Source organism: Allokutzneria sp. NRRL B-24872 (genome assembly GCF_002155965.1).
Classification (GTDB): Bacteria; Actinomycetota; Actinomycetes; order Mycobacteriales; family Pseudonocardiaceae; genus Allokutzneria.
The window spans coordinates 115,516-136,834 of the sequence record NZ_MUMH01000018.1 but is presented as its reverse complement, the minus strand read 5'-3'; the positions used below and the strand labels follow the sequence as shown (position 1 = coordinate 136,834).

Annotated in this window: 26 protein-coding genes; 13 read left to right on the top strand and 13 right to left on the bottom strand. The window is 70.4% G+C overall.

Features of this window, described 5'->3' with window-relative positions:
• Positions 1–4 precede the first annotated feature (4 nt).
• From CCN37_RS05525 to CCN37_RS05515, 3 genes are read left to right on the top strand one after another with little or no spacing between them, the layout of a single operon-like run.
• Positions 5–958: an ABC transporter ATP-binding protein gene (locus tag CCN37_RS05525; RefSeq protein ID WP_210407881.1), complete on the top strand. Its 954-nt coding sequence runs from the start codon at positions 5–7 to the stop codon at positions 956–958.
• A gap of 2 nt (positions 959–960) precedes the next feature.
• A complete protein-coding gene (locus CCN37_RS05520) occupies positions 961–1,752 on the top strand; it encodes an ATP-binding cassette domain-containing protein (RefSeq protein ID WP_371503630.1) in 792 nt (263 codons plus the stop codon).
• On the top strand, positions 1,749–3,185 hold the full coding sequence (locus tag CCN37_RS05515; RefSeq protein ID WP_086819544.1) for an aldehyde dehydrogenase family protein: 1,437 nt from the start codon (positions 1,749–1,751) through the stop codon (positions 3,183–3,185). Before CCN37_RS05520 ends, CCN37_RS05515 begins: the two co-directional genes overlap by 4 nt.
• Before the next feature lie 109 nt (positions 3,186–3,294).
• Here CCN37_RS05515 and CCN37_RS05510 read toward each other — a convergent pair whose 3' ends face one another.
• Together CCN37_RS05510 and CCN37_RS05505 are read right to left on the bottom strand one after the other, a co-directional pair.
• A complete protein-coding gene (locus CCN37_RS05510) occupies positions 3,295–4,761 on the bottom strand; it encodes a leucyl aminopeptidase (RefSeq protein WP_246842829.1) in 1,467 nt (488 codons plus the stop codon).
• A gap of 126 nt (positions 4,762–4,887) precedes the next feature.
• Entirely contained in the window at positions 4,888–5,055 is a 168-nt protein-coding gene (locus CCN37_RS05505; RefSeq protein WP_086819543.1) for a DUF3117 domain-containing protein, read from the bottom strand.
• A 196-nt stretch (positions 5,056–5,251) separates the two neighbouring features.
• Between CCN37_RS05505 and CCN37_RS05500 the strand changes: the two genes are divergently transcribed.
• On the top strand, positions 5,252–6,052 hold the full coding sequence (locus CCN37_RS05500) for a PaaX family transcriptional regulator C-terminal domain-containing protein (RefSeq protein ID WP_168200526.1): 801 nt from the start codon (positions 5,252–5,254) through the stop codon (positions 6,050–6,052).
• 19 nt (positions 6,053–6,071) lie between these two features.
• Positions 6,072–6,884, top strand: coding sequence for an enoyl-CoA hydratase-related protein (locus tag CCN37_RS05495; RefSeq protein ID WP_086819541.1), 813 nt, complete (start codon positions 6,072–6,074; stop codon positions 6,882–6,884).
• A gap of 97 nt (positions 6,885–6,981) precedes the next feature.
• Here the strand turns inward: CCN37_RS05495 and CCN37_RS05490 are convergent, their stop codons facing one another.
• The 7 genes from CCN37_RS05490 to folP are packed head-to-tail and all read right to left on the bottom strand — an operon-like array spanning position 6,982 to position 11,193.
• Positions 6,982–7,530 (bottom strand): DNA-3-methyladenine glycosylase I, encoded by a 549-nt coding sequence (locus CCN37_RS05490; protein WP_086819540.1) that lies wholly within the window; start codon positions 7,528–7,530, stop codon positions 6,982–6,984.
• 34 nt (positions 7,531–7,564) lie between these two features.
• Positions 7,565–8,008, bottom strand: a complete 444-nt coding sequence (locus CCN37_RS05485) for an SRPBCC family protein (RefSeq protein ID WP_086819539.1) — start codon at positions 8,006–8,008, stop codon at positions 7,565–7,567.
• A complete protein-coding gene (locus CCN37_RS05480) occupies positions 8,005–8,325 on the bottom strand; it encodes a DivIVA domain-containing protein (RefSeq protein ID WP_086819538.1) in 321 nt (106 codons plus the stop codon). The genes CCN37_RS05485 and CCN37_RS05480 overlap by 4 nt, the downstream gene beginning before the upstream one ends.
• Positions 8,326–8,364: 39 nt before the next feature.
• The gene (locus tag CCN37_RS05475; protein ID WP_086819537.1) at positions 8,365–9,009 is read right to left on the bottom strand and encodes a permease prefix domain 1-containing protein; all 645 of its coding nucleotides are present in this window, start codon (positions 9,007–9,009) and stop codon (positions 8,365–8,367) included.
• Positions 8,991–9,329: a PadR family transcriptional regulator gene (locus tag CCN37_RS05470; protein WP_086819536.1), complete on the bottom strand. Its 339-nt coding sequence runs from the start codon at positions 9,327–9,329 to the stop codon at positions 8,991–8,993. The genes CCN37_RS05475 and CCN37_RS05470 overlap by 19 nt, the downstream gene beginning before the upstream one ends.
• A complete protein-coding gene (locus tag CCN37_RS05465; protein ID WP_210407877.1) occupies positions 9,326–10,282 on the bottom strand; it encodes a glucosyl-3-phosphoglycerate synthase in 957 nt (318 codons plus the stop codon). Before CCN37_RS05465 ends, CCN37_RS05470 begins: the two co-directional genes overlap by 4 nt.
• Positions 10,283–10,296: 14 nt before the next feature.
• Entirely contained in the window at positions 10,297–11,193 is an 897-nt protein-coding gene (gene folP / locus CCN37_RS05460) for a dihydropteroate synthase (protein WP_086819534.1), read from the bottom strand.
• 124 nt (positions 11,194–11,317) lie between these two features.
• Between folP and CCN37_RS05455 the strand changes: the two genes are divergently transcribed.
• The gene (locus tag CCN37_RS05455) at positions 11,318–12,895 is read left to right on the top strand and encodes a CocE/NonD family hydrolase (RefSeq protein WP_086819533.1); all 1,578 of its coding nucleotides are present in this window, start codon (positions 11,318–11,320) and stop codon (positions 12,893–12,895) included.
• 19 nt (positions 12,896–12,914) lie between these two features.
• Positions 12,915–13,484: a GNAT family N-acetyltransferase gene (locus CCN37_RS05450; protein ID WP_086819532.1), complete on the top strand. Its 570-nt coding sequence runs from the start codon at positions 12,915–12,917 to the stop codon at positions 13,482–13,484.
• On the opposite strand, the gene CCN37_RS05445 is transcribed toward CCN37_RS05450, so the two are convergent.
• Together CCN37_RS05445 and dapE are read right to left on the bottom strand one after the other, a co-directional pair.
• Positions 13,481–14,260 carry a TIGR00730 family Rossman fold protein gene (locus CCN37_RS05445; RefSeq protein WP_371503628.1) on the bottom strand — a complete coding sequence of 260 codons (780 nt, stop codon included), beginning with the start codon at positions 14,258–14,260 and terminating at the stop codon, positions 13,481–13,483. The genes CCN37_RS05450 and CCN37_RS05445 overlap by 4 nt on opposite strands.
• An 81-nt stretch (positions 14,261–14,341) precedes the next feature.
• Entirely contained in the window at positions 14,342–15,418 is a 1,077-nt protein-coding gene (gene dapE / locus CCN37_RS05440) for a succinyl-diaminopimelate desuccinylase (RefSeq protein WP_210407880.1), read from the bottom strand.
• A 50-nt stretch (positions 15,419–15,468) separates the two neighbouring features.
• Between dapE and dapD the strand changes: the two genes are divergently transcribed.
• Positions 15,469–16,452 carry a 2,3,4,5-tetrahydropyridine-2,6-dicarboxylate N-succinyltransferase gene (gene dapD, locus CCN37_RS05435; RefSeq protein ID WP_086819530.1) on the top strand — a complete coding sequence of 328 codons (984 nt, stop codon included), beginning with the start codon at positions 15,469–15,471 and terminating at the stop codon, positions 16,450–16,452.
• Between the two features lie 12 nt (positions 16,453–16,464).
• The gene (locus tag CCN37_RS05430) at positions 16,465–17,382 is read left to right on the top strand and encodes a CHAD domain-containing protein (protein ID WP_086819529.1); all 918 of its coding nucleotides are present in this window, start codon (positions 16,465–16,467) and stop codon (positions 17,380–17,382) included.
• Positions 17,383–17,388: 6 nt separating this feature from the next.
• On the opposite strand, the gene dapC is transcribed toward CCN37_RS05430, so the two are convergent.
• On the bottom strand, positions 17,389–18,501 hold the full coding sequence (gene dapC, locus CCN37_RS05425; RefSeq protein ID WP_305764704.1) for a succinyldiaminopimelate transaminase: 1,113 nt from the start codon (positions 18,499–18,501) through the stop codon (positions 17,389–17,391).
• The gene (gene fdxA, locus CCN37_RS05420; RefSeq protein ID WP_086819528.1) at positions 18,498–18,824 is read right to left on the bottom strand and encodes a ferredoxin; all 327 of its coding nucleotides are present in this window, start codon (positions 18,822–18,824) and stop codon (positions 18,498–18,500) included. The genes dapC and fdxA overlap by 4 nt, the downstream gene beginning before the upstream one ends.
• Positions 18,825–18,957: 133 nt before the next feature.
• Here fdxA and CCN37_RS05415 point away from each other — a divergent pair, with 133 nt between their 5' ends.
• The 4 genes from CCN37_RS05415 to CCN37_RS05400 all read left to right on the top strand — a co-directional run bounded on the left by CCN37_RS05415 (position 18,958) and on the right by CCN37_RS05400 (position 21,310).
• Positions 18,958–19,707, top strand: coding sequence for an N-acetyltransferase (locus tag CCN37_RS05415; protein ID WP_246842827.1), 750 nt, complete (start codon positions 18,958–18,960; stop codon positions 19,705–19,707).
• Positions 19,708–19,772: 65 nt separating this feature from the next.
• On the top strand, positions 19,773–20,171 hold the full coding sequence (locus CCN37_RS05410; RefSeq protein ID WP_086819527.1) for a hypothetical protein: 399 nt from the start codon (positions 19,773–19,775) through the stop codon (positions 20,169–20,171).
• Positions 20,168–20,758 (top strand): DUF3558 domain-containing protein, encoded by a 591-nt coding sequence (locus CCN37_RS05405; protein ID WP_086819526.1) that lies wholly within the window; start codon positions 20,168–20,170, stop codon positions 20,756–20,758. The genes CCN37_RS05410 and CCN37_RS05405 overlap by 4 nt, the downstream gene beginning before the upstream one ends.
• 24 nt (positions 20,759–20,782) lie before the next feature.
• The gene (locus CCN37_RS05400) at positions 20,783–21,310 is read left to right on the top strand and encodes a hypothetical protein (protein WP_143261437.1); all 528 of its coding nucleotides are present in this window, start codon (positions 20,783–20,785) and stop codon (positions 21,308–21,310) included.
• Positions 21,311–21,319: the final 9 nt, after the last annotated feature.

The window sequence follows — 21,319 nt, the reverse complement described above, 5'->3', positions numbered from 1 at the left end:
CGCCCTGACCGTGGACTCGCTCGAACTCAGCGTCGCCGGAATCCCCTTGGTGAGCGGGGTTTCCTTCACCGTGGCGCCGGGGGAGCGGGTCGGGTTGATCGGCGAGTCCGGCTCCGGCAAGTCGTTGACCGCGACGGCCGTGATGGGCCTGCTGCCCGAGGAGGTGCGCGCTTCCGGATCGGTCCGACTGTCCGAAGTGGACCATGATCTCGTTGGAGCGACGGAGAAGCAGCTCGCGCGCGTGCGCGGCCGCCGGATGGCGATGGTCTTCCAGGAGCCGATGACCGCGCTCAACCCGTCGATGCGCGTCGGCGACCAGGTCGCGGAGATCATGATCATCCACGGCACGAGGCCCGACAAGACCTCCGCGCGCGCGGCGGCGGTGGAACTGCTCGGGCAGGTGCGCTTGCCCGAGCCCGCCGAGACCGCTCGCGCCTACCCGCACCAGCTCTCCGGCGGGCAACGGCAACGGGTGATGCTGGCCATCGCGCTGGCCAACGACCCCGCCGTGCTCATCTGCGACGAGCCGACCACCGCGCTCGACGTCACCGTGCAGGCGCGGATGCTGGAGCTGATCCGGACCGCGACCGAGGATCGCGGCACGGCGCTGCTGTTCATCACCCACGACCTGGCCGTGGTCGCGCAGACCTGCGAGCGGGTGCTGGTGATGTACGGCGGTCGGCTGGTGGAGACCGGCTCGGTCAAGGAAGTTTTCAGCGATCCCAAACATCCTTATACGCGAGGGCTTCTCGCCGCCTCCGACCTGGAGGCAGTCGACGAGAACGGGCGACTGCGCACCATCCCCGGCGCCGTGCCGGGTGCTGGCGAGTTCCCCGGTGGCTGCGTGTTCCGCAATCGTTGCGCCGACGCGTCCGACCAGTGTGCCGAAATGCCCGTTCTGTCCGAAGTGGACGATCGTGGGTTCGCCTGCTGGCACCCCGTTGGAGGTCCAGCGTGAACGTGATCGAAGTTCGTGACCTGCGCCGGGTCTACCGCCGTCCGCGCACCTCGCTGACCGCGCCCGGCACCCGGGTGGAGGCGCTGCGCGGGGTCTCCTTCGACCTGCCGCGCCAGAGCCGCTTCGGCGTGGTCGGCGAGTCCGGCTCCGGCAAGTCCACGCTGATCCGCCTGCTCTCGGCGCTGGACAAGCCGACATCGGGGACGATCTCCTTCCAGGGCGAGGACATTACCGCGCTGCCCGAGCGGCGGCTGAAGTTCCTCCGCCGTGAGCTCCAGGTCGTGTTCCAGGACCCGATGGGCTCGCTCGACCCGCGCATGCGCGTGCGTGACATCATCTGCGAGCCCCTTGTGGCGCAAGGGCATTCCGATCCTGCCGGACGGCTGAAGGAGCTGCTCGACGCCGTCGGGTTGCCGCAGCAGGCCGCCGATCGGTTCCCGCACCAGTTCTCCGGCGGTCAGCGGCAGCGCATCTCGATCGCCCGTGCGCTCGCGCCGAATCCCAGTGTTCTGGTCGCGGACGAGCCGGTCAGCGCGCTGGATGTCTCAGTGCGCGCACAGATTCTGAACTTGCTCGCCGACCTGGTGGAGCGGTTCTCGCTGACGCTCGTGTTCGTTTCTCACGACCTGTCGGTGGTGCGGCACGTCTGCGACACCGTCGCCGTGATGCGCTCCGGGGAGATCGTGGAGATGGGCGCGGCCGAGGACATTTACGAGTCGCCGCAACACTCGTACACGCGCGAGCTGATCGCCGCCGTGCCGACACTGCGAACAGCCATGCGGAGGTTTGCGTGAACTTTCCTTCAGGACTTCCGATTGGAGCCGATTGGGTTCCGGCTGAACGCACTGAGGCCGTCCGCTTCCCTTACGACGGAAGCGAAGTGGCGCAGGCCCCGGTCGGCACGCCAGCGCAGGCGCGTGCCGCGCTCGACCACGCCGTCGCGGTTGCTCCGGCGGTCGCCGCGCTGTCTTCGCGTGTGCGCCGAGCTGTGCTACTGCGCGTGCACGCCGCGCTGACGGAGAAGCAGGCGGAGTTCGAGGACCTGCTGGTCTTGGAGACTGGCAAACCGTTGGTGGACTGCAAGGTCGAGGTCGCGCGAACCCTGGTGACGTTGTCCGCCGCCGCTGAGGAAGTCGCGCGGCTGCACGGCGAGACCGTGCCGTTGGACCTGCTGCCGTCCGGTGACGGGCTGATCGGGTTCTGGACGCGCAAGCCGATCGGCGTCGTCGTCGGGATCGCCGGGTTCAACTACCCGCTGCTGCTCGCCACGCACAAGATCGCGCCCGCCATCGCCGCGGGCTGCCCGATCGTCTGCAAGCCCGCCCCGCAAACTCCCTTGGCCACGTTGTGGTTGCTGCACCTCGTCCGCTCGGCGGCCGTGGCGGAGGGCGCGCCCGCCGAGATCGCGCAGTTGGTCACCGGAGACGCGTCGGTCGGCTCGGCGCTGGTCACCGATCCGCGCATCGGAGCGGTTTCGTTCACCGGCTCCGCCGCCGTCGGCCACCAGATCGCGCGCGACGCCGCGCCGACGAAGACCTTGCTGGAGCTGGGTTCCAACGCGGCCTTGGTCGTCGCCTCGGATGCGGACCTCGACGCTGCGGCGGATGCTGTGCTGCGCGGTGGGTTCTACGCTTCCGGGCAGGCGTGCATCTCCGTGCAGCGGCTGATCGTCGTGGAGTCCGTTGCGTGGGAGTTGGTTTCGCGCGTGCTCTCCCGGCTCGACGAGGTCGTGGTGGGCGATCCGCGCGACTCTGCGACCCGAGTGTCCGCGTTGATTGACGCGAAGTCCACGCAGCGCGTGCTGGAGTGGATCTCGGCGGCTGTGTCGGCGGGTGCTCGCGTGCTCGCCGGTGGGTCCGAAGTGGACGGTGTGATCCCGCCGACCGTTCTCGCCGACGTGCCCGATGGCGCTTCGTGTTGGGACGAGGAGATCTTCGGCCCGGTCGTGTGCCTGCGCACAGTGTCCACTGTGGATGAAGCTCTCGACCTGGTGAACGCGTCGCGCTACGGCCTGCACGCCAGCGTGTTCACGCGCTCGCTGAAGACCGCCTTCGACGCCGTGGAGCGCTTGCAGGTCGGCGGCGTCGTGGTGAACGAGGTACCCGGTTTCCGTTCGGACGTCATGCCCTACGGCGGCGTCAAGGACTCCGGAACCGGACGCGAAGGCCCCCGCTTCGCCATCGAGGAGCTCACCGTGACCCGCATGGCCGTGATCAGGCCCGCATGACCACCACCGCCCCAAACATGAATGCCGCGATCACTCCGTTGAACGTGCTGAATGAGTCATTGAGGTGGTTGAACGTGGTCAATGACTCATTCAGCACGTAAGGCGGGGGTCAGGGGAGGTAGGAGGTGGCGAGGGTGATCAAGGTGCGGGCGGAGAAGCCGGTGCCGCCGGGGTTCACCTCGTCGTAGGCCCTCTCGGCGCGCGCGGGGCCCGCGATGTCCAGGTGCGCCCACGGCAGGTCGGCGGTGAACTCGCGGAGGAACAGCGCGGCGGTGATGCCACCGGGGCCGGGCGGGCACTGGCGGAGGTCGGCGATCTCGCTGCGGACGTCAGCGGCGTGCGCGTCCAGCAACGGCATCTCCCACCAGGACTCGCCGGCGTCGGCGCCCGCGGTGGTGATCCGCTCGGCCAGCTCGGGCGAGGTCGCGAAGACGCCACCGGTGCGCAGGCCGAGCGAGACCTTCATCGCGCCGGTCAGCGTGGCCACGTCGACGAGCACGTCGGGGTCGTGCTTCTCGACCGCGTAGGCCAGCGCGTCGGCGAGCACCATGCGGCCCTCGGCGTCGGTGTTGGTGACCTCGGTGGTCGTCCCGCCGTAGTGGCGCACGACGTCGCCGGGGCGGTAGGCCGTGCCGGAGACGTGGTTCTCCGCACAGGGAACGAGACCGGTCACGCGGATCGGCAGCCCGAGCGCCGCGATCCCGCGCAGCGCGGCGATCACGGCCGCACCACCGGACATGTCGGTGCGCATGAGGTGCATGCCGTCGGCGGGCTTGATCGAGATGCCGCCGGTGTCGAAGGTGATGCCCTTGCCGACGAGGACCAGGTGCGGCGTGCCCTCGGCCACGGAGGCGGGCTTCCAGGACAGCTCGACGAGGCGGGGTGGGCGGGTCGAGCCGCCGCCGACCGCGAGCACGCCGCCGAAGCCGTGCTTGGCGAGCCACTTCTCGTCGCGGACCTTGACGTCGAGCCCGTTGACCGCGGAGCAGGCCTTGCGCGCGGTCTCGGCGAGCCAGGCCGGGTCCTTGATGTTGGAGGGTGTTCCGGCGAGGTCGCGGGCGAACGCGGTCGCCTCGGCCAGCACCACGGCGCGCGCGACGGCCTCGGCGACCTCAGCGGACTCGCTGAGCAGCTCGACGGTCTTCACGCGCTGCGGGCGCTCGCCGGTGATCTTCAGCTCGTGACCGCCCAGCACGGCGCCGAGCGCGAACTCGCCGGCAAGCTCCGGCGCAAGATCACCCGGAAGCGCGATCTGGATCGGGCGTGGCGCCTCGTCCAGCTCGCGGGCGCGGTCGGTGGCGACGCGCACCAGTTCGGCGCCGGCGGCGCGCCAGTCGCGCGGGGAGCCGTCGCCGACGCCGACCAGCCAGCCGGGACCCTGGGTCAACGGGAGCGGGTTGACCTCGGCCGCGGCACCGGTCACGGCCAGCGCTCCCAGCAGGTCCACGTCGAGGGTGCCCGAGCGCAGCTCCGGGCCGGTGCCCGCGATCAGCACGCGCAGGCCGTCGCGGCGGGCCTTGGTGGTCACCGACACGCGCGGCAAGGGAGTGGGCACGGACGACGGCACCGGGGGCACGGGGACTCCTCGTTCACGGGACGACTTCACGACAACGAGTCCCCGGATCGCGTGGGTGACGCGCCGGGGACTCGGTGGGACTGCGGGGTGTGGCCGGGCGAACGCCCAGCCGACTGCGCGGTGGGATTACTCCACGACAGCCTTCAAGGCTTCGCCCAGCTCGGCGGCCTCATCTGCCGACATCTCAACGACGAGCCTGCCCCCACCTTCCAGCGGAACGCGCATCACAATGCCGCGTCCTTCCTTGGTGACCTCAAGGGGACCGTCGCCGGTCCGGGGCTTCATGGCCGCCATAGCGTGCTCCCTCCGTCAACTGCTTCCCCACGGCACATCCCCCGACGTACCGCTTATGGCGTCCATTCTCCCCCATATGGCCGCACGAGAGAAACCGAACCGATCACTTCGTGTCTGCGTCGATGCACAAGACCGTCGGGCGCGTCTCGTTGCGGGTGGTGGCCGAGAGGTCAATTCACTGTCAAAATCGCCCATCGTGCGGGCACGTTCAGCGTTGTTCGATGTCTACGGTGGACACCTCAGGCAGCGGGGTGGCACCGCGACCATTGCCGCCCTGGTCCGGTTGCTCGAACCACTCGGATTCGCACCACCCGCCGTGCGCACGGCCGTCTCCCGCACCGTCCGGCAGGGTTGGTTGCGCCCGGTCAGGCTGCCTGCGGGTCCCGGTTACGCGATGACGGCGCGCGCGGAGAAGCGGCTGGACGAGGCCAGCGCCAGGGTGTTCCGCACCCGGCCACCGTCCACTTGGGACGGTCGATGGCACGTGGTGGTGCTCGAAGATCTTCCCGCGCGGCCGCAGCGGGACCAGCTGACGTCCTCGCTGAAGCTGATCGGCTACGGCGAACTGGGCCCGGTCACCTGGATCTCCCCTCGCCCGTCACCGGAACTGACCGATCTGCTGGCCGTCGAGGGCGCGGCTGCGCGGATCTTCCACGGCGAGCACGACGGCGACGACGCGGAGCTGGCCGGGCGGGCGTGGGACCTCGACGCGCTCGGCTCGGACTACCAGAGCTTCGTCGCGGACTGGTCCGGGCGAGTGTCCACTGTGGACCCGATGGAGCACCCGGCCGCGTTCGCGGTGTCGCAGGAGTTGTTGCACGCCTGGCGAAAGTTCCTCTTCCGCGATCCCAGCCTGCCGCCCGAGCTGCTGCCCCCGGACTGGCCGGGGCACACCGCGGCGCGCTTCTTCGACCAGCAGACGGAACGACTCGCGACCGCGACGAACGAATTCATCGAGAGCTGTCTCGGCAACACCCGAACACCATCGAGCGCCTGAGCGGAAAACGGAGATCAGCGTGGCACAGGACCGTGAGAATAATCACGATGCCGAACTTCTGGTCAGCGACAGCGACGGCGTCCGAACGCTCACCCTGAATCGGCCGGATGCCTTCAATTCGCTCACCGTGCGACTCAAGGAAGAGTTGCTCGCCGCATTGCACGACGCCGCTGGCGATGCCGAGGTGCGCGCTCTGGTGATCACCGGATCGGGCCGCGCGTTCTGCGCCGGACAGGACCTCAAGGAGCACGTGCGGCTGCTCTCCTCGGGCGACCCGGCGCCGTTGAGCACCGTCGAGAAGCACTACAACCCGTTGACCCAGGCGCTCTTCCGGATGCCGAAGCCGGTGATCGCCGCCGTGAACGGGACGGCGGCCGGGGCGGGCGCCTCGCTGAGCTACGCGTGCGATCTGCGCATCGCCGCGCGCTCGGCCAAGTTCCTGCTCGCCTTCGCCAACGTCGGCCTCGCCGCGGACTCCGGCGCCTCGTGGACGCTGCCGAGGCTGATCGGCTACGGGCGGGCGATGGAGCTGATGCTGCTGGCGCAGCCGGTCGGCGCCGAGGAGGCGCTGCGGATCGGCATGGTCACGCGCGTCGTCGACGACGGCGAAGTCCTTGCGGAGGCCCAGAAACTGGCCGCGCGGATGGCCGCGGGCCCGACGACCGCCTACGCCAGGATCAAGCAGGAGATGCTGATCGCGGCGGGCTCCGACCTGACCGAAGCGCTCACCGAGGAGGCCGCCGCGCAGGCCGCCGCCGGGCAGACCGCCGACCACCGCGAGGCCGTCGAAGCCTTCGTGGAGAAGCGCGAAGCCCGATTCACCGGCCTCTAGGCCCAGCGCCGCAGTTTCGCGTTTTGGCTACGTGTTGCGATTGGGGAGCGCTCTCATTCGCAACGCGTTGCCAAAACGTTGGGTTGGGCGGCGTGGGTCAGGCGCGCCAGCAGGTGGCGACGTGGTCGTTGACCATGCCGGTCGCCTGCATCAGCGCGTAGCACGTCGTCGGGCCGACGAAGCGGAATCCTCGGCGCTTCAGCTCCTTGGCCATCGCCTTCGACTCGGGCGTCACGGCGGGCACGTCGGCCAGTGTCGGCGGACGCGGGCGGTCAGCGGGCGCGAAGGACCAGAGCAGGTCGTCGAACGGGGTGTCGAGCGCTTCGACGGCGCGCGCGTTGCCGATGGTGGCCTCGATCTTGGCTCTGTTGCGCACGATTCCCGCGTCCGCGAGCAGCCGCTCGACGTCCTTCTCGCCGAAGGAGGCAACGGTGGCGAGGTCGAACCCGGCGAAGGCGGAGCGGAAGTTCTCCCGCTTGCGCAGGATCACCAACCACGACAGTCCGGACTGGAACGCCTCCAGGCTGACCCGCTCGAACAGCTCGCGCTCGCCGCGCAGCGCGACGCCCCACTCCTCGTCGTGGTAGGCGATGTACTCCGGCGCTGAGGTGACCCAGCCGCAGCGCGTCCGGACGTCGGCGCTCATGCCGCCTCCGCTGGGAAAATCGCGTCGTCGGTGCTCACGTGTACTCCTCGCAGAACTCGGCGAACCGGTTCAAGGAGTACCGCACACCCCCGACAAAGAACGGTCGCACCAGGGGCCAGCCGACCGCGCCCACGACGCCGAAGGGCAGGTACAGGTCCTCGCCCCAGACGAATCGCGAGCGGCCGGGGCCGTCCTCGCGCACGGCGAAGATCCCGGGCCCCTGCACGGGCCAGCCGGTGTGCAGGACCTGGCAGCGGTGCGGCGGGTCCCACACGGTGATCTCCATGTGGTCGGTGAAGCCCACGCCCGCCTTGCCGGTGAAGGCGGCGAGCGTGGAGCCGACGCTGCGGCCGTCGCCCTTGGTGACGCGAACGGAGGTGCCGAGCATCCACTCGTGCTGCCGGTCCCAGTCGGTCGCCGCGGCCCACACCGTCTCCACGGGCGCGGCCACGGCGACCTGGAGGGCCAGCCTGGTCACCGGGGAGCTTCCTGCTCGGCGACGGGCAGCTGCTGCCGCTCCAGCTCCTCCACGCGCGCCCTGAGCACGTCCAGCTCACCGGCGACGCGTTCGAGCACCCAGTCGACCTCCGACATCTTGTAGCCGCGCGCGGCCTGCTGGAACCGCAGCGCGCGCAGGTCCTCGCCGCGCGTGCCCGAGGCGGGCAGCTGGGTCGGCGACGCGCCAGGGGGCAGCGGCGCGAGTTCCTCGCCTCGGCCGAACACCAGTGATGCCAGCAGGAACACCACTGCGGCCACGAGGATCATGATCAGGAGGTAGATCAGGGCGGTGGTCACGCCGAAGATCGTGGCACGAACGCCCGCCGGGAGCAGCCCTCAGGCCGCGGCCGACACGGTGAAACAGCGCCGGGTCATGCCGACCAGCCGCACCATCACCACGAGTCCGAAGCCGAGCGTGGCCAGGATCGCCGGGGACAGCAGCAGCCCGAGGTTGAAGTACGCCGTCGCGGCGATCAGCGCGCCCTGGAGCACGACGCAGGCGGTCAGCGCGCCGGTGCTGAACGAGCCGGCGAGCCGCCCGAAGGACCGGCCCGAGCGCTGGCACCTGCGCAGACGGGGCCCGCCGACGAGCGCCAGCACACCGAGCACGGCGACGACGACCCACGCGTAGTTCACGACGGACGCCAACACCGGGACCCACGACGGCGAAGTCGGCCAGCGACCCATGAAGAGCAGGTGCACCACCAACATCGCGGCCAGCAGCGCGCGCATCGTGCGCGCGCCCTGAGCGACCGCGAGTTCTTCCTGGTACTCGTCGGCGATCAGCGGGAGCGGGCCGAACTCGGCGACCGCGCGAGCCTGCGCGGTGGTCTCGGGAAAACCCGCGTCGCGGTAGGTCGACGCGGCGTCGTCAAGGCTGTTGCGCGCTTCGGCGAGCAGATCCGCCTTGGCCGCCCTGGGCCCGTCCAACCGGGCGCCGAGGCGATCGATGTAGTCCTCTATCAGGCTTTGGCCGGCCACGGGCCGCTCCCGAGCACGCCTTCGATGGCCACGGTGAACTCCCGCCACGCGGTGCGCTGGTTGGCCAGCTCGCGTTCGCCGGAGGGGGTCAGCTTGTAGGTGCGGCGCTGCCTGCCGGAGACGGTGCTCCACTCGCTGCGCACGAAACCACCGCGCTCCAGGCGGCGCAGTGCCGGGTAGACGGTTCCGGTCGGCAGGTCGAGCGCTCCACCGCTGCGCAGCTGCAACGCCTCGATGATCGCGTACCCGTGCAGTTCCCTGCCGTCCAGCGTGGCCAGCAGCAGAGCGTCCAAATGCCCGCGCAAGGCGTCCGACTTCACATCGGCGAGTGTAGTGCCCCTCGGCCGTTCAGGGTAGTGCCGCTACTTATTCCCAGCACCTGGCGCATCGGCGGCCGGTCGGCGAGCGCGACGGTCGTGGTGTCCGGCAACCACTCCCCGGCGACCTGGGTGAACTGGACGAAGTCCGCACTCGCTGGTTCTTCGGCGCCGCACCGGGACAGCGCCGCGCCGAGGATCTGCCGGGCCATCACGCCGAGCTGGGCCAGCGAGCGGTTGCGATGCTTGCGGACGCCGAGGTTGACCTGCGCCAGCCCGGCGAGGCCGAAGCGCGTGTGCGCGTCGAGCAGCAGGCCGATCTCCACGCCGTAGCCCGCCGCGAACGGGACCGACTCCAGCAACGACCTGCGCGCCGCGTACTCACCGCCGAGCGGCTGGACGATCCCGCCGAGCTCCGGGCGCACCGCGGACAGCACCGGCCGGGCCAGCAGCTCGGTGACGCGCCCGCCGCCGGAGCTCTCCAGCCGGAGCGGACGCCGGTAGAAACCCTTGACCAGCTGGACTTCCGGCCGAGCCAGCAGCGGTCCGAGCAGCGCCACGACGAACCCCGCGTCGAAGTCGACGAGGTCGGAGTCCAGGAACACCACGAGATCGCCCGTGGTCGCCGCGAGCGAACGCCACAGCACCTCGCCCTTGCCGGGAACCGGCGGCAGCTCCGGCAGCACGTCCTCGCGGCGCACCACCCTCGCGCCCGCCGCTGCCGCGACCTCCGCGGTGCGGTCGGTGGAACCGGAGTCCACGACCACCAGTTCATCGATCAGCCCGAGCAACGGCAGCAGCGCGCTGACGATCGCCCCAACGGTCGACTCCTCGTCCAGCGCGGGGAGCACGACGCTGATCCGCTGAGAACCCTTGCGGGCCACCAGCTCCTCAACCGTCCACTGTGGATCTTGCCAGGTGTTCTCGTCGAACCACTCGTCGAACCAGGGGTGCACGGGTCCCAACCCTGTCACGCCAGCGCGCGCAGGACCCGGGCGGGCGGACGGGTCCCGGCGATGCTGGCCACCATGTCCACCACCTGGCGGGTCCGGCCGACCTCGTGCGCCCGGAACACGCGAGCGCCCGACCACGCGGCCACCGCCGTCGCGGCGAGCGTGCCGTCCACCCTCCCCCGCACGTCGGCGTCCAGGGTCTCGCCGATGAAGTCCTTGTTGGACAAGGCCATCAGCACCGGCCACCCGGTCGCGACCAGCTCGTCCAACCGGCGCAGCAGCTCCAGCCCGTGCCAGGTGTTCTTGCCGAAGTCGTGCGTCGGGTCGATCAGGATGCCCTCCTTGGGCACGCCCAGCCCGGCCATCCGCTCGGCGAGCGCGACCACCTCGTCGGCGACCTCGGCCACCACGTCGCGGTAGTGCGCGCGGTGCGGGTCGGTGCGCGGCGCGAGGCCGCCGGTGTGCGAGCAGACGATGCCGACGCCGAACTCCGCGGCGACCTCGCCCAGCAGCGGGTCCGCGCCCGCCCACGTGTCGTTGAGCAGGTCGGCACCGGCCTCGCAGACCGCCCTGCCGACCTCGTGCCGCCAGGTGTCCACGCTGATCACCAGCTCGGGGTGGCGCTCGCGGACCTCGGCGACGAACGGGACCACCCTGCGGGCCTCCTCCTCGGCGTCCACGTCCTCCCCGTGGGAGCCCGCTCTGACCCCGCCGATGTCGACGATGTCCGCGCCCTCGGCGACGGCCAGGTCGACCGCCGCCATCGCGGCGCCGTCGGTGAACGTGGCACCACGGTCGTAGAAGGAATCCCTGGTGCGGTTGACGATCGCCATCACCAGCGCGCGATTCCCCGGCACCTCGCGCGTGCCGAACTTCAACGGAGTCACCCCGTCGATCGTGCCAGGCGGCACCATCCCCCGATCGGACCGCGGTGAACGTGAAGCGCGTCACACGTTCTTGCTACTTACGAGTAGGCAACCGTCTACTGCTTGCACCACTGTGACTCACGTCACCGGCGACAAGTCACCAGGAGTGCCCGTGCGACGCCTGTCCTCCCTGCTCACGGCGGCCTTGCTCGCCGTCGGCCTCGCCACAGCCACCGCCCCGACCGCGACCGCCGCGGGCCCCACCGCGCGGTACGACCGCATCCCCGCGACCGGCGGGGTCACGCTCACCGCCCGCGTGTACACCCCTGCGAGCACCGGAAAACACCCGCTTGTCGTACTCCCGGCGAGCTGGGGCGTGCCGACGCTGGAGTACGAGATCCCCGCGCGCAAGCTCGCCGACCGCGGTTACGTGGTCGTCTCCTACACCGCCCGCGGCTTCTACACCTCCGGCGGCAAGATCGAGGTCGGCAGCGCCAACGACGTGGCCGACGCGCGCGCGGTGATCGACTGGGCGCTGGCCAACACCCCCGCCTCCGCATCGCAGATCGGCATGGCGGGCATCTCCTACGGCGCGGGCTTCAGCCTGCTGACCGCAGCCGCCGACCCGCGGATCAAGGCCGTCGCCGCGCTGAGCACCTGGGCGGACCTGGAGAAGTCCTTGGGCGCCAACGACACCTGGAGCTCGCAGGGCATCGCGCTGCTCGGCGCCGCTGGCAAGCTGACCGGGCGCTTCGGCCCCGAGCTGGACGCGATGCTGGCCAACGTGCTCGCCAACGAGCGCGAGCCGGTGAAGACGTGGGCCGCCCCGCGCAGCCCCAGCAGGAAGCTCGACCAGCTCAACGCCAACAAGCCCGCCGTGCTGATCGCCAACGCGTGGCAGGACGGCCTGTTCCCGCCCGACCAGGTGGTCGAGCTGTTCAACGGCCTCAAGGGCGCGAAGCGGCTCGAACTCGCCCCCGGTGATCACGCGACGCCCGAAGCGGTCGGGCTCGCGGGCCTGCCCAACGACACGTGGGAGACCACCTACCGCTGGCTGGACCACTACCTCCGGGGCACCGACAACGGCGTCAACGCCGAGCCGCCAGTGCGGTTGAAGCCGACCATCGGCGGGGCCGCGCGGAACTTCGCCAGCTGGTCCGCCCTGACCTCCTCGACCAGCAGGCGCTACCTCGGCGACGTGAACCCGCTGATCGGGCGCACCGGCGAGCTGGCGACGAGCGCGAGGACCGGCTGGACGCACACGGCCAACGGCGGTCTCGACACGGCCGCGGACTCCGGCCCGGTGCTGCTCGCCGGAGGTGCCACGCAGATCGGCCTGCCGGTCTCCGGGTGGCTGCCCGCCGTCAGCAGGCTCAACGCGGGTGTCTGGCAGACCGAGCAGATGTCAAGGCGCACAACGGTTTCCGGAACTCCGAAGCTGCACGTGACGGTCACCCCGAGCGCGTCGGACACCTCGCTGTTCGCCTACCTCTACGACGTCTCCGGCCTCGGCGTCGGGCGGCTGCTCTCGCACAAGCCCGTCACGCTCGTCGACCGCAAGGCCGGTGCGGCGCAGCAGCTCGACGTGACGTTGCAGCCCGTCCTGCACGACGTCGAGGCCGGTCACCGGCTGGTCCTGGTGATCGACACGGTGGACCCGAGGTACGCGTCGGAGACCACGCTCGGCGAGCGCCTGACCTTCACCTCGCCGACGTCGTCCCCGTCCTACCTGGACATCCCGCTCGGCTGAGCCGTCCTAGGGTCGATCGGTGCGCATCACGACAGAACGGCTGGCACTGCGTCCGTTCACCCCGGACGACGTGGACGACGTGCTTGCCTACCAACGGCTTCCCGAGGTCGCCCGGCACATGCGCTGGGCGCCTCGCGGCCGCGAACAGGTGCGGCTCGCGGTCGAGCAGCTGGTGCAGGAGGACGAGCTGCGGGAGGAGGGCGACTGCCTCAGCCTCGCGGTGGTGCTGGCGGAGACGGCAACCGTGATCGGCCAGGTCGAACTCGTCTGGCGCAGCGCCGAGCACCGGCAGGGCGAGATCGGCTACATCTTCAACCCGGCGCACCAGGGCAGGGGTTTCGCGACGGAGACCGCCCGCGCGGTGCTGCGGCTGGGCTTCGAGGAGCTGGACCTGCACCGGATCTTCGGGCGGTGCTCGGCGCGCAACACGGCGTCGGCGGCACTGCTGGCACGCCTGGGAATGCGCCGTGAAGCGCACTTCATCGGCACCGCGCTCGACGAGGACGGGTGGCGCGAGGAGTACGTCTTCGCGATGGTGGAGGACGAGTGGCGGGCGCGCACCGCGCCCGCCACGCCCGACGCGCTCTAGTGCGCGTCCTCCCACGCCTTGTAGGCGTCCTTCACGATCTGCAGCGCCTCGTCGACGTCGTCGGTGACGTGGACCAGCGCGAGGTCCTTCTCACCGATCTTGCCGTGCTTGCACACGCTGTCCCGCAGCCAGTCCGCGAGGCCGCCCCAGTACTCGCTGCCGAAGAGGACCACCGGGAACTTGGTGACCTTCTTGGTCTGCACCAGCGTCAGCGCCTCGAACAGCTCGTCGAGCGTGCCGAAGCCGCCGGGCAGGCAGATGAACGCCTGCGAGTACTTCACGAACATCGTCTTGCGGACGAAGAAGTAGCGGAAGTTCACCCCGAGGTCGACCCACGGGTTGAGCCCCTGCTCGAACGGCAGCTCGATGCCGAGGCCGACGGAGAGCCCGCCCGCCTCCTGGGCACCGCGGTTGACGGCCTCCATCGCGCCGGGGCCGCCGCCGGTCATCACGGCGAAGCCCTCTTCGGCGAGCGCCTTGCCCAGCGTCTGGCCCATCGTGTACTCGGGGTGGCCCTCACGGGTGCGGGCCGAGCCGAACACGGTCACCGCGCGCGGCAGCTCGGCAAGCGCGCCGAAGCCCTCCACGAACTCGGCCTGGATGCGCATGACCCGCCACGGATCGGTGTGCACCCAGTCCGTCGGACCGCGGGAGTCGAGCAGCCGCTGATCGGTCGTCGTCGACTCGACGCGGGACTCGCCGCGCAACGTCACCGGCCCCCGCTGCTTCTCAGGGGGATTCCCGTCACTGCGGGATTTCGCGTTGTCCTCGGTCATATCTCTCATCCTCATGACGCTAGAGCTGGATGATCACGAAGAAGGCCGCTCCGCACCATCACTTCGGTGGAATCGAAGCGATCAGCTGACGAACTTTCTCAGCACGTCCGCGCAATGGGTGATCTGCCACGCCGGAACGTGCTCTTCCTGGGTGTGCGCGAGCTTCGGGTCACCGGGGCCGAAGTTCACCGCGGGCATGCCGAGCGCGGCGAAGCGGGACACGTCGGTCCAGCCGAGCTTGGCCACCGGGGTCGCGCCACCGGACGCGGCGATCAGCTCCTGCGTGACCGGCGCGTTCAGGCCGGGCAGCGCGCCCGCGGCGCCGTCGGTGACGGTCAGCTCGAAGCCCTCGAAGACCTCCTGGAGGTGCGCGAGCGCCTGCTCGGGGCTGCGGTCGGGGGCGAAGCGGTGGTTCACGCTGACCACGCACTCGTCCGGCACCACGTTGCCCGCGACCCCGCCGGTGATCTTCACGGCTTGCAGGCCCTCGTGGTAGCGGCAGCCGTCGATCTCCGGCTGGCGCGGCACGTAGTCGCTGAGCCTGCGCAGCAGCTCACCGGCGCCGTGGATCGCGTTGACGCCCATCCAGCCGCGCGCGGTGTGCGCCCGCTTGCCGGGGATGCGCACGTCGACGCGCATGGTGCCCTGGCAGCCCGCCTCGATCGCGGCGTCGGTCGGCTCGCAGACCACCGCGAGATCGCCTCGCAGCCACTCCGGCAGGTCGCGCTGGATGCGGGTGAGCCCGTTGAGCTCGGCCGCGATCTCCTCGCAGTCGTAGAACACGAAGGTCAGGTCGAAGCGCGGCTCGGTGACGGTGGCGGCGAGGCTGAGCATGACCGCGTCACCGCCCTTCATGTCCACCGTGCCCAGACCGTGCAGGACGAGCTTGTCGTCCTCGGTGGAGCGCGAGTGCGGCATGTTCTGGTTGACCGGAACGGTGTCCAGGTGCCCGGCGAGCACCACGCGAGAGGCGCGCCCGAGGTTGGTCCGCGCGAGCACCGCGTTGCCGCTGCGGATGATCTCCAGGTGACCCGCCTGGGCGCGCAGAGCAGCCTCCACGGCGTCCGCGATCACCGCCTCGTCACGGGAGACGCTGGGGATGTCCACCAGGGCCGCGGTCAGCTCGACAGGGTCAGCGGTGAGGTCAAGAGGCGGGATCACACGCGGCACGCTACAGAAAATTCTCTACGGGCCGTTACCGTGCAGGCGTGACGCACACTCCTGACCCGCAGACCACCGGCGCACTGGGCGTCGGCCTCGCCACGATCGCCGCCGACGGCACCGTGCTGGACACCTGGTTCCCCGCTCCCGAGCTGACCGACTCCGGCGAGTCCGGCAGCAAACGCCTCACCAGCGAGGAGACCATCGCGGCCCTGGGTGATGCTGCGCGCGCCGTGCTCGGCGCGGACACCGAACGCGGTGTCGAGGTCGTCGGCGTCCGCACCGCGATCGGTCGGCTCGGCGACGCCCCGGTCGACGCGCACGACGTCTACCTGCGCCTTCACCTGCTCTCCAACCGCTTGGTCCAGCCGCACGGGCAGAGCCTGGACGGCATCTTCGGCCTGCTCGCCAACGTCGTGTGGACCAACCACGGCCCGTGCGCCGTCGAGGGCTTCGAACAGACCCGCCTGCGGCTGCGCGCGCGTGGCCCGGTGACCGTGTACAGCCTGGACAAGTTCCCGCGCATGGTCGACTACGTGCTGCCCACCGGCGTGCGCATCGGTGACGCCGACCGCGTCCGGCTCGGCGCGCACCTGGCCAGCGGCACGACGGTGATGCACGAGGGCTTCGTGAACTTCAACGCGGGCACCCTCGGCGCGTCCATGGTCGAAGGCCGCATCTCCGCGGGCGTGGTGCTCGGCGACGGCTCCGACCTCGGCGGCGGCGCCTCGATCATGGGCACCCTCTCCGGCGGCGGCAAGCAGGTCGTCGCGGTCGGCGAGCGCTGCCTGATTGGCGCCAACGCCGGAGTGGGTATCTCCCTCGGTGACGACACCGTCGTCGAGGCCGGTCTCTACGTCACCGCGGGCACGAAGGTGACGGCGGAGGACGGCAGTGTCGTGAAGGCGCGCGAGCTCTCCGGCGTCTCCGGCCTGCTGTTCATCCGCGACTCGGTCTCCGGCGCGGTGAAGGTGAAGTCGCGCACGCCCGGCGGCTTCGAGCTGAACGCGGTGTTGCACGCCAACGACTAGCAGGAGGTACCGATGTCCCGGCCTCGCGTTGTTTCCATCCGCCGAAGCCGGGACATCGGCGTCTTGGGGTTGCCTCCCTCACCGCCGGAGGTCGCTCCGGACGCGCCGGTGGCCGAGCACGTGCGCGCCGCCATCGACCGCAGGCTGCGGGTGATCGTCGAGCGCGAGCCTGGTGTCCGGCGCGGCAAGGACCCCGAGGACCTGCACAAGATGCGCGTGGCCGTGCGCCGTCTGCGCGCAATGCTGCGCGCGGCCCGGCCGCTGTTGGAGGGCTCGGAGCACAAGGAGCTCCGCGATGACCTCAAAATGGTCGGGCACGTTCTGGGGCCTGTGCGCGACATGGACGTGCTGCTCGCACACCTCGACCAGCAGGAGTTGCCACGCGCGGAACGGCTCGCGCTTGAGGCCCTGATGGGCGACATCGAGGCTGAGCGCACTTCGGCCCGGCGCAGGATCGTCGCCCTGTTCGACAGCAAGCGCTACCACAAGCTGCTGCGCAGGCTCGCCGCGTTCCGCCCATCGTCCACTTCGGACAGTTCGGTGCTGATCCCCCTGGTGGACAAGCAGTTCTCCAAGCTCGCCTCGGCCGTCGAGGACGCGGGCGATGACCCCGAGGACGACGTGCTGCACGCGCTGCGGATCAAGGGCAAGCGCCTGCGCTACACCGCTGAGCTGGCGAAACCCGTCGCGGGCAAACCGGTGCGCACGCTGATCAAGGCGACGAAGGCGTTCCAGGACGTCCTCGGCGACCACCAGGACGCGTGCGTGGCCGAGGACCGCATCCGCGAGCTCCTCGCGGCACGGGAGCGGGTCGACATCGACATGGCCTTCGCGGCCGGGCGCCTCGTCGAGCGCGAGCACTTCCGCCGGGCGGAGAAGCGGGCCGAGTGGCGCGCGGCCTGGGCCGAGGTCCAGGCGCGCGCCCTCTGAGAACGATCAGCTCGCGAGGCGGTCGGCCGCGGCCGCGACGCGCTCGTCGGTGGCGGTGAGGGCCACGCGAACGTGCTTGCCGCCGCTGGGCCCGTAGAAGGTGCCGGGAGCGACGAGAACGCCGCGTTCGGCGAGCCACGCGACCGTGGTCCACGCGTCCTCGTCCCGGCTCGCCCAGAGGTACAGCCCGGCTTCGGAGTGATCGACGCGGAAACCGTTGGCCTGCAACGCTTCCAGCAGGACCTTGCGCCGTCCGGCGTAGCGGTCCCGTTGCGCCACCACGTGGTCGTCGTCGTTCATCGCCGCGGTCATGGCCGCCTGCACCGGGCGCGGCATCATCATGCCCGCGTGCCTTCGCACTTCCAGCAACCGCTTGACCAGCACCGGATCGCCGGTGACGAACCCGGCGCGGTACCCGGCGAGGCTGGAGGTCTTCGACAGCGAGTGCGCCGCGACGATGTCCGCGAGGCTCCCGCCGTGCACCTCGGGCGAGAGCACCGAGGCCGGGCGAGCCGTCCACGGCAGGTCCAGGTAGCACTCGTCGGAGGCGATGAACGCGCCGACCTCGCGGGCCGCCGCGACCAGCTCGGCCAGCGCCTGAGCGGACTGCACGCGCCCCGTCGGGTTGGACGGCGAGTTGATCCACAGCAGTGTGGTGCCTGCCGGGGGGAGCTCACCGTCGCGCAGCCGGACCACCTCGGCCCCGGCCAGCCGCGCTCCGACCTCGTAGGTCGGGTAGGCCAGCTCGGGGATCGCGACGACATCGCCGGGGCGAACGCCGAGGAGGGTGGGCAGCCACGCCACCAGTTCCTTCGAGCCGATGGTCGGCAGCACCGCGTCGTGGTGGAGACCGGTGATGCCGTGCCTGCGCTCCAACGCGCCCAGCACCGCCTCGCGCAGGGCGGGAGTGCCGTGCGTCAGCGGGTAGCCGGGCACGTCGGCGACGGAGCCGAGCGCGGTGGAGATGACCGGGGCGACCGGGTCGACCGGGGTGCCGACCGAGAGGTCGACGATGCCGCCGGGGTGGGCGCCCGCCGTGGCCTTCGGGCCGGCGAGCGCGTCCCACGGGAAGTCCGGCAGGTCAGGGCCACCCCGGTGTGCGGAGGCCGGGCCGATCAATGCTCCGACGCCTGCGGGGGCAGCGCGGCGACCATCTTGTCGTCGGCCTTGATCTTGCCGACCTTGGAGGCGCCGCCAGGGGAGCCGAGGTCGTTGAAGAAGTCGACGTTCGCCCTGGTGTAGTCGGCCCACTGCTCCGGGACGTCGTCCTCGTAGTAGATGGCCTCGACGGGGCAGACCGGCTCGCACGCACCGCAGTCGACGCACTCGTCGGGGTGGATGTAGAGCATCCGATCACCCTCGTAGATGCAGTCGACGGGGCACTCCTCGATGCATGCCTTGTCCAGCACGTCGACGCAGGGTAGGGCGATCACGTAGGTCACAGCGGTCTCCTGCTCCTTGTCAGTTCGGCCGCGCGGTTCGGGTCGCGCGACTCCCGCAAGTATCCCCCGAGCACCATGAAGAGTGTCACCCGGTGCCGCTTCTCACAGAGAAATTCGAATGCGGTCCCGCCTGGTGAACACCCAGGATGCGCGGGTGTTGAGCGACGAGGAAGCCCTTGAGCTGCTGTGCGCCCGCGCCTGGCCCGCCGTTGCCGAACTGCGCATCGGCGACTGGCGCGCTCGCACCGCCGGGGGCTTCACCGGCCGCGCCAACTCCACGCTACTGCTCGGTTCGGCGGAGATGCCCGTCGCCGACGCACTCGCCAAGGCCGCCGCGTTCGCCCGCGAGCACGGCCAGCCGCCCCGCGCGCACGTGATCACCGACAGCCACTGGGAGCCTTCGCTGCTCGCCGCGGGCTGGCGCCCTGAGGTCGAGTACACCGGCATCCCGTCCTTCGTGCAGACAGGTTCGCTGGACGCGCTCGCCGCTCCGCACCGCGCCGAAGTCCGCTCGACACCCTGGGCCCAGTGGTGGCCGTTGATCGTTGGCCGCCCCTCACCGACTCCCGCCGAGCACCACGTCCTGACCTCGGCCGATGCCGTCGGCTACGGCGCCGTGACCGTCAACGGTGAGGTCCTCGCCGCCGTTCGCGGCGCGGTCGTGGACGGTCACCTCCACTTCGCGCGCCTCGCCGTGCACCCCGACGCCCGCCGCCGCGGCCTCGCCCGCGATCTGCTCGCCGGCCTGGCCGCGTGGGCGCAATCCCTTGGCGCGCAAAGCTATGTGCTCCAGGTGTCACACAATAACGCCCCCGCGCTCCGCCTCTACGAAGCCCTCGGCGCCCGCACCCACCACACCTACCGCTACTGGGTACCTGCCTAGATCTTGCGGGCGCGGCAAACCGTCCTGTCGTAGCGTGGAGGGCCGGTCGGAGCGGGGGCTCAGCCATGGCCAACGTCCACGACGGCGCGGGAAGCGGTCGCCGCCCACCCGCGCGACCAGCACCGGAGCCAGCTCCGGCGCACATCATCGACGTCGAGCCGTACATGATCCCGCAGCTCGCCGCCACGTTCGCCGAGCAAGCCGCCTTGCTGCGCAAGGAGCTGACAACGGCACGCAACGCGCTTCGAATACGCGAGCCGTGGCTCGGCGATCCGGTCAGCGTCGAGGCGACCCGGCTGTTCAACAACCACTTGGTCGATGACGCGTTGTCCTTGATCAACGTGCTGAGCCAGCTCCGAGACCAGTACCAGGAAAACTACGAGGCCCTGATGGCCGCTGCGAAGCAGTACAACATGGTCGAGCAGACGAACGCCGCACTTCTGGAACGAGGAATCACACCGTGAGTCACCGCCGCACCACCGTGCTCCTGACCATCCTCATCGCGACGTCGGTGACGGCATGCGGCTCCAGCGAAGATCCCCGACCGACACCGACTTCTGCGGCGCAGAGCACCACGCGCGCGTTCCCGCCTCGACCGAAGGACATCTCGCTGAAGGACGTCGACCCCTGCCAGCTGCTCACCGACCAGCAACTGGAGCAACTGACCTACGGCAGGAACCGGCTGCCCGACAAAGGAAGCCGACTCGGTGAAGCGCAGTGCAGCGTCGGCAACGACTTCGGCCCAATGCCGCGCCTGGGCTCACTGATCTCGCTCGTCGTCTCGGAGGACATCACCGCCTGGCTCACGCCGGAGCGCCAGAGCGGCCTCGAAGGAAGCCAGCGGATCTCCATCGCGGGCTACCCGGCCCTGGAGATCACCGGGAAGGCCACCAAGGACGACTGCCAGGTCGTCGTCGACGTCGCCGACGGGCAGTACCTGGACATCCTCTCGGCGCCGAACCGCGGCCGTGGTACGAGCCCGGAGCCGTACTGCGTCGAGGCGAAGCGGGTCGCCGAGATGGTGATGACGACACTGCTCGCCAAGCGGTAGCTGGAGGCGAGACGGATGTGCGTGATGGACACGGCGGACAAGGAAGCCGCCATCGCCCAGTTCCTTCGAGAACATCCGCAGGTCGGGCCTGGTGTCGGGCATCGCGCACTGCACGGCTGTGACGAGATCGCCTGGGGCGAGATTCCCGGATGCCCGGCCGAGATCCCGGTCCTGCTCCACGGACTGCTTGATCGAACTGCGGGTCTCGCGGCCGCTCACGCGCTCCCCAACATCCTGATGGACAGCGTCTTTCACCTGAGCCCAGCGACGCCGACGGCATTGCCGTTCCTGATTCGCCTCGCGGGCGCCACCGAGGAGCCTGTTCGGGCTGCCTTGCTCGACTTCCTCGACGTCGTCGCCAAGTTCTCCCAGGCGGTCGACCCGGACGACGAGAGCATGGTGCTGATCTTCGGCAGCGACGGCGAGCGCCCAGAACGGGAACGGTGCAGGGCCGTGTTGGCCGAGCACGCGGATCTCATCCGCACCCTGCTGGACGGCACATCCACCACCGGCCCGCGAGCATGCCTTCGGCGAACCGCTGGACTGCTCTGACGAGCCGCC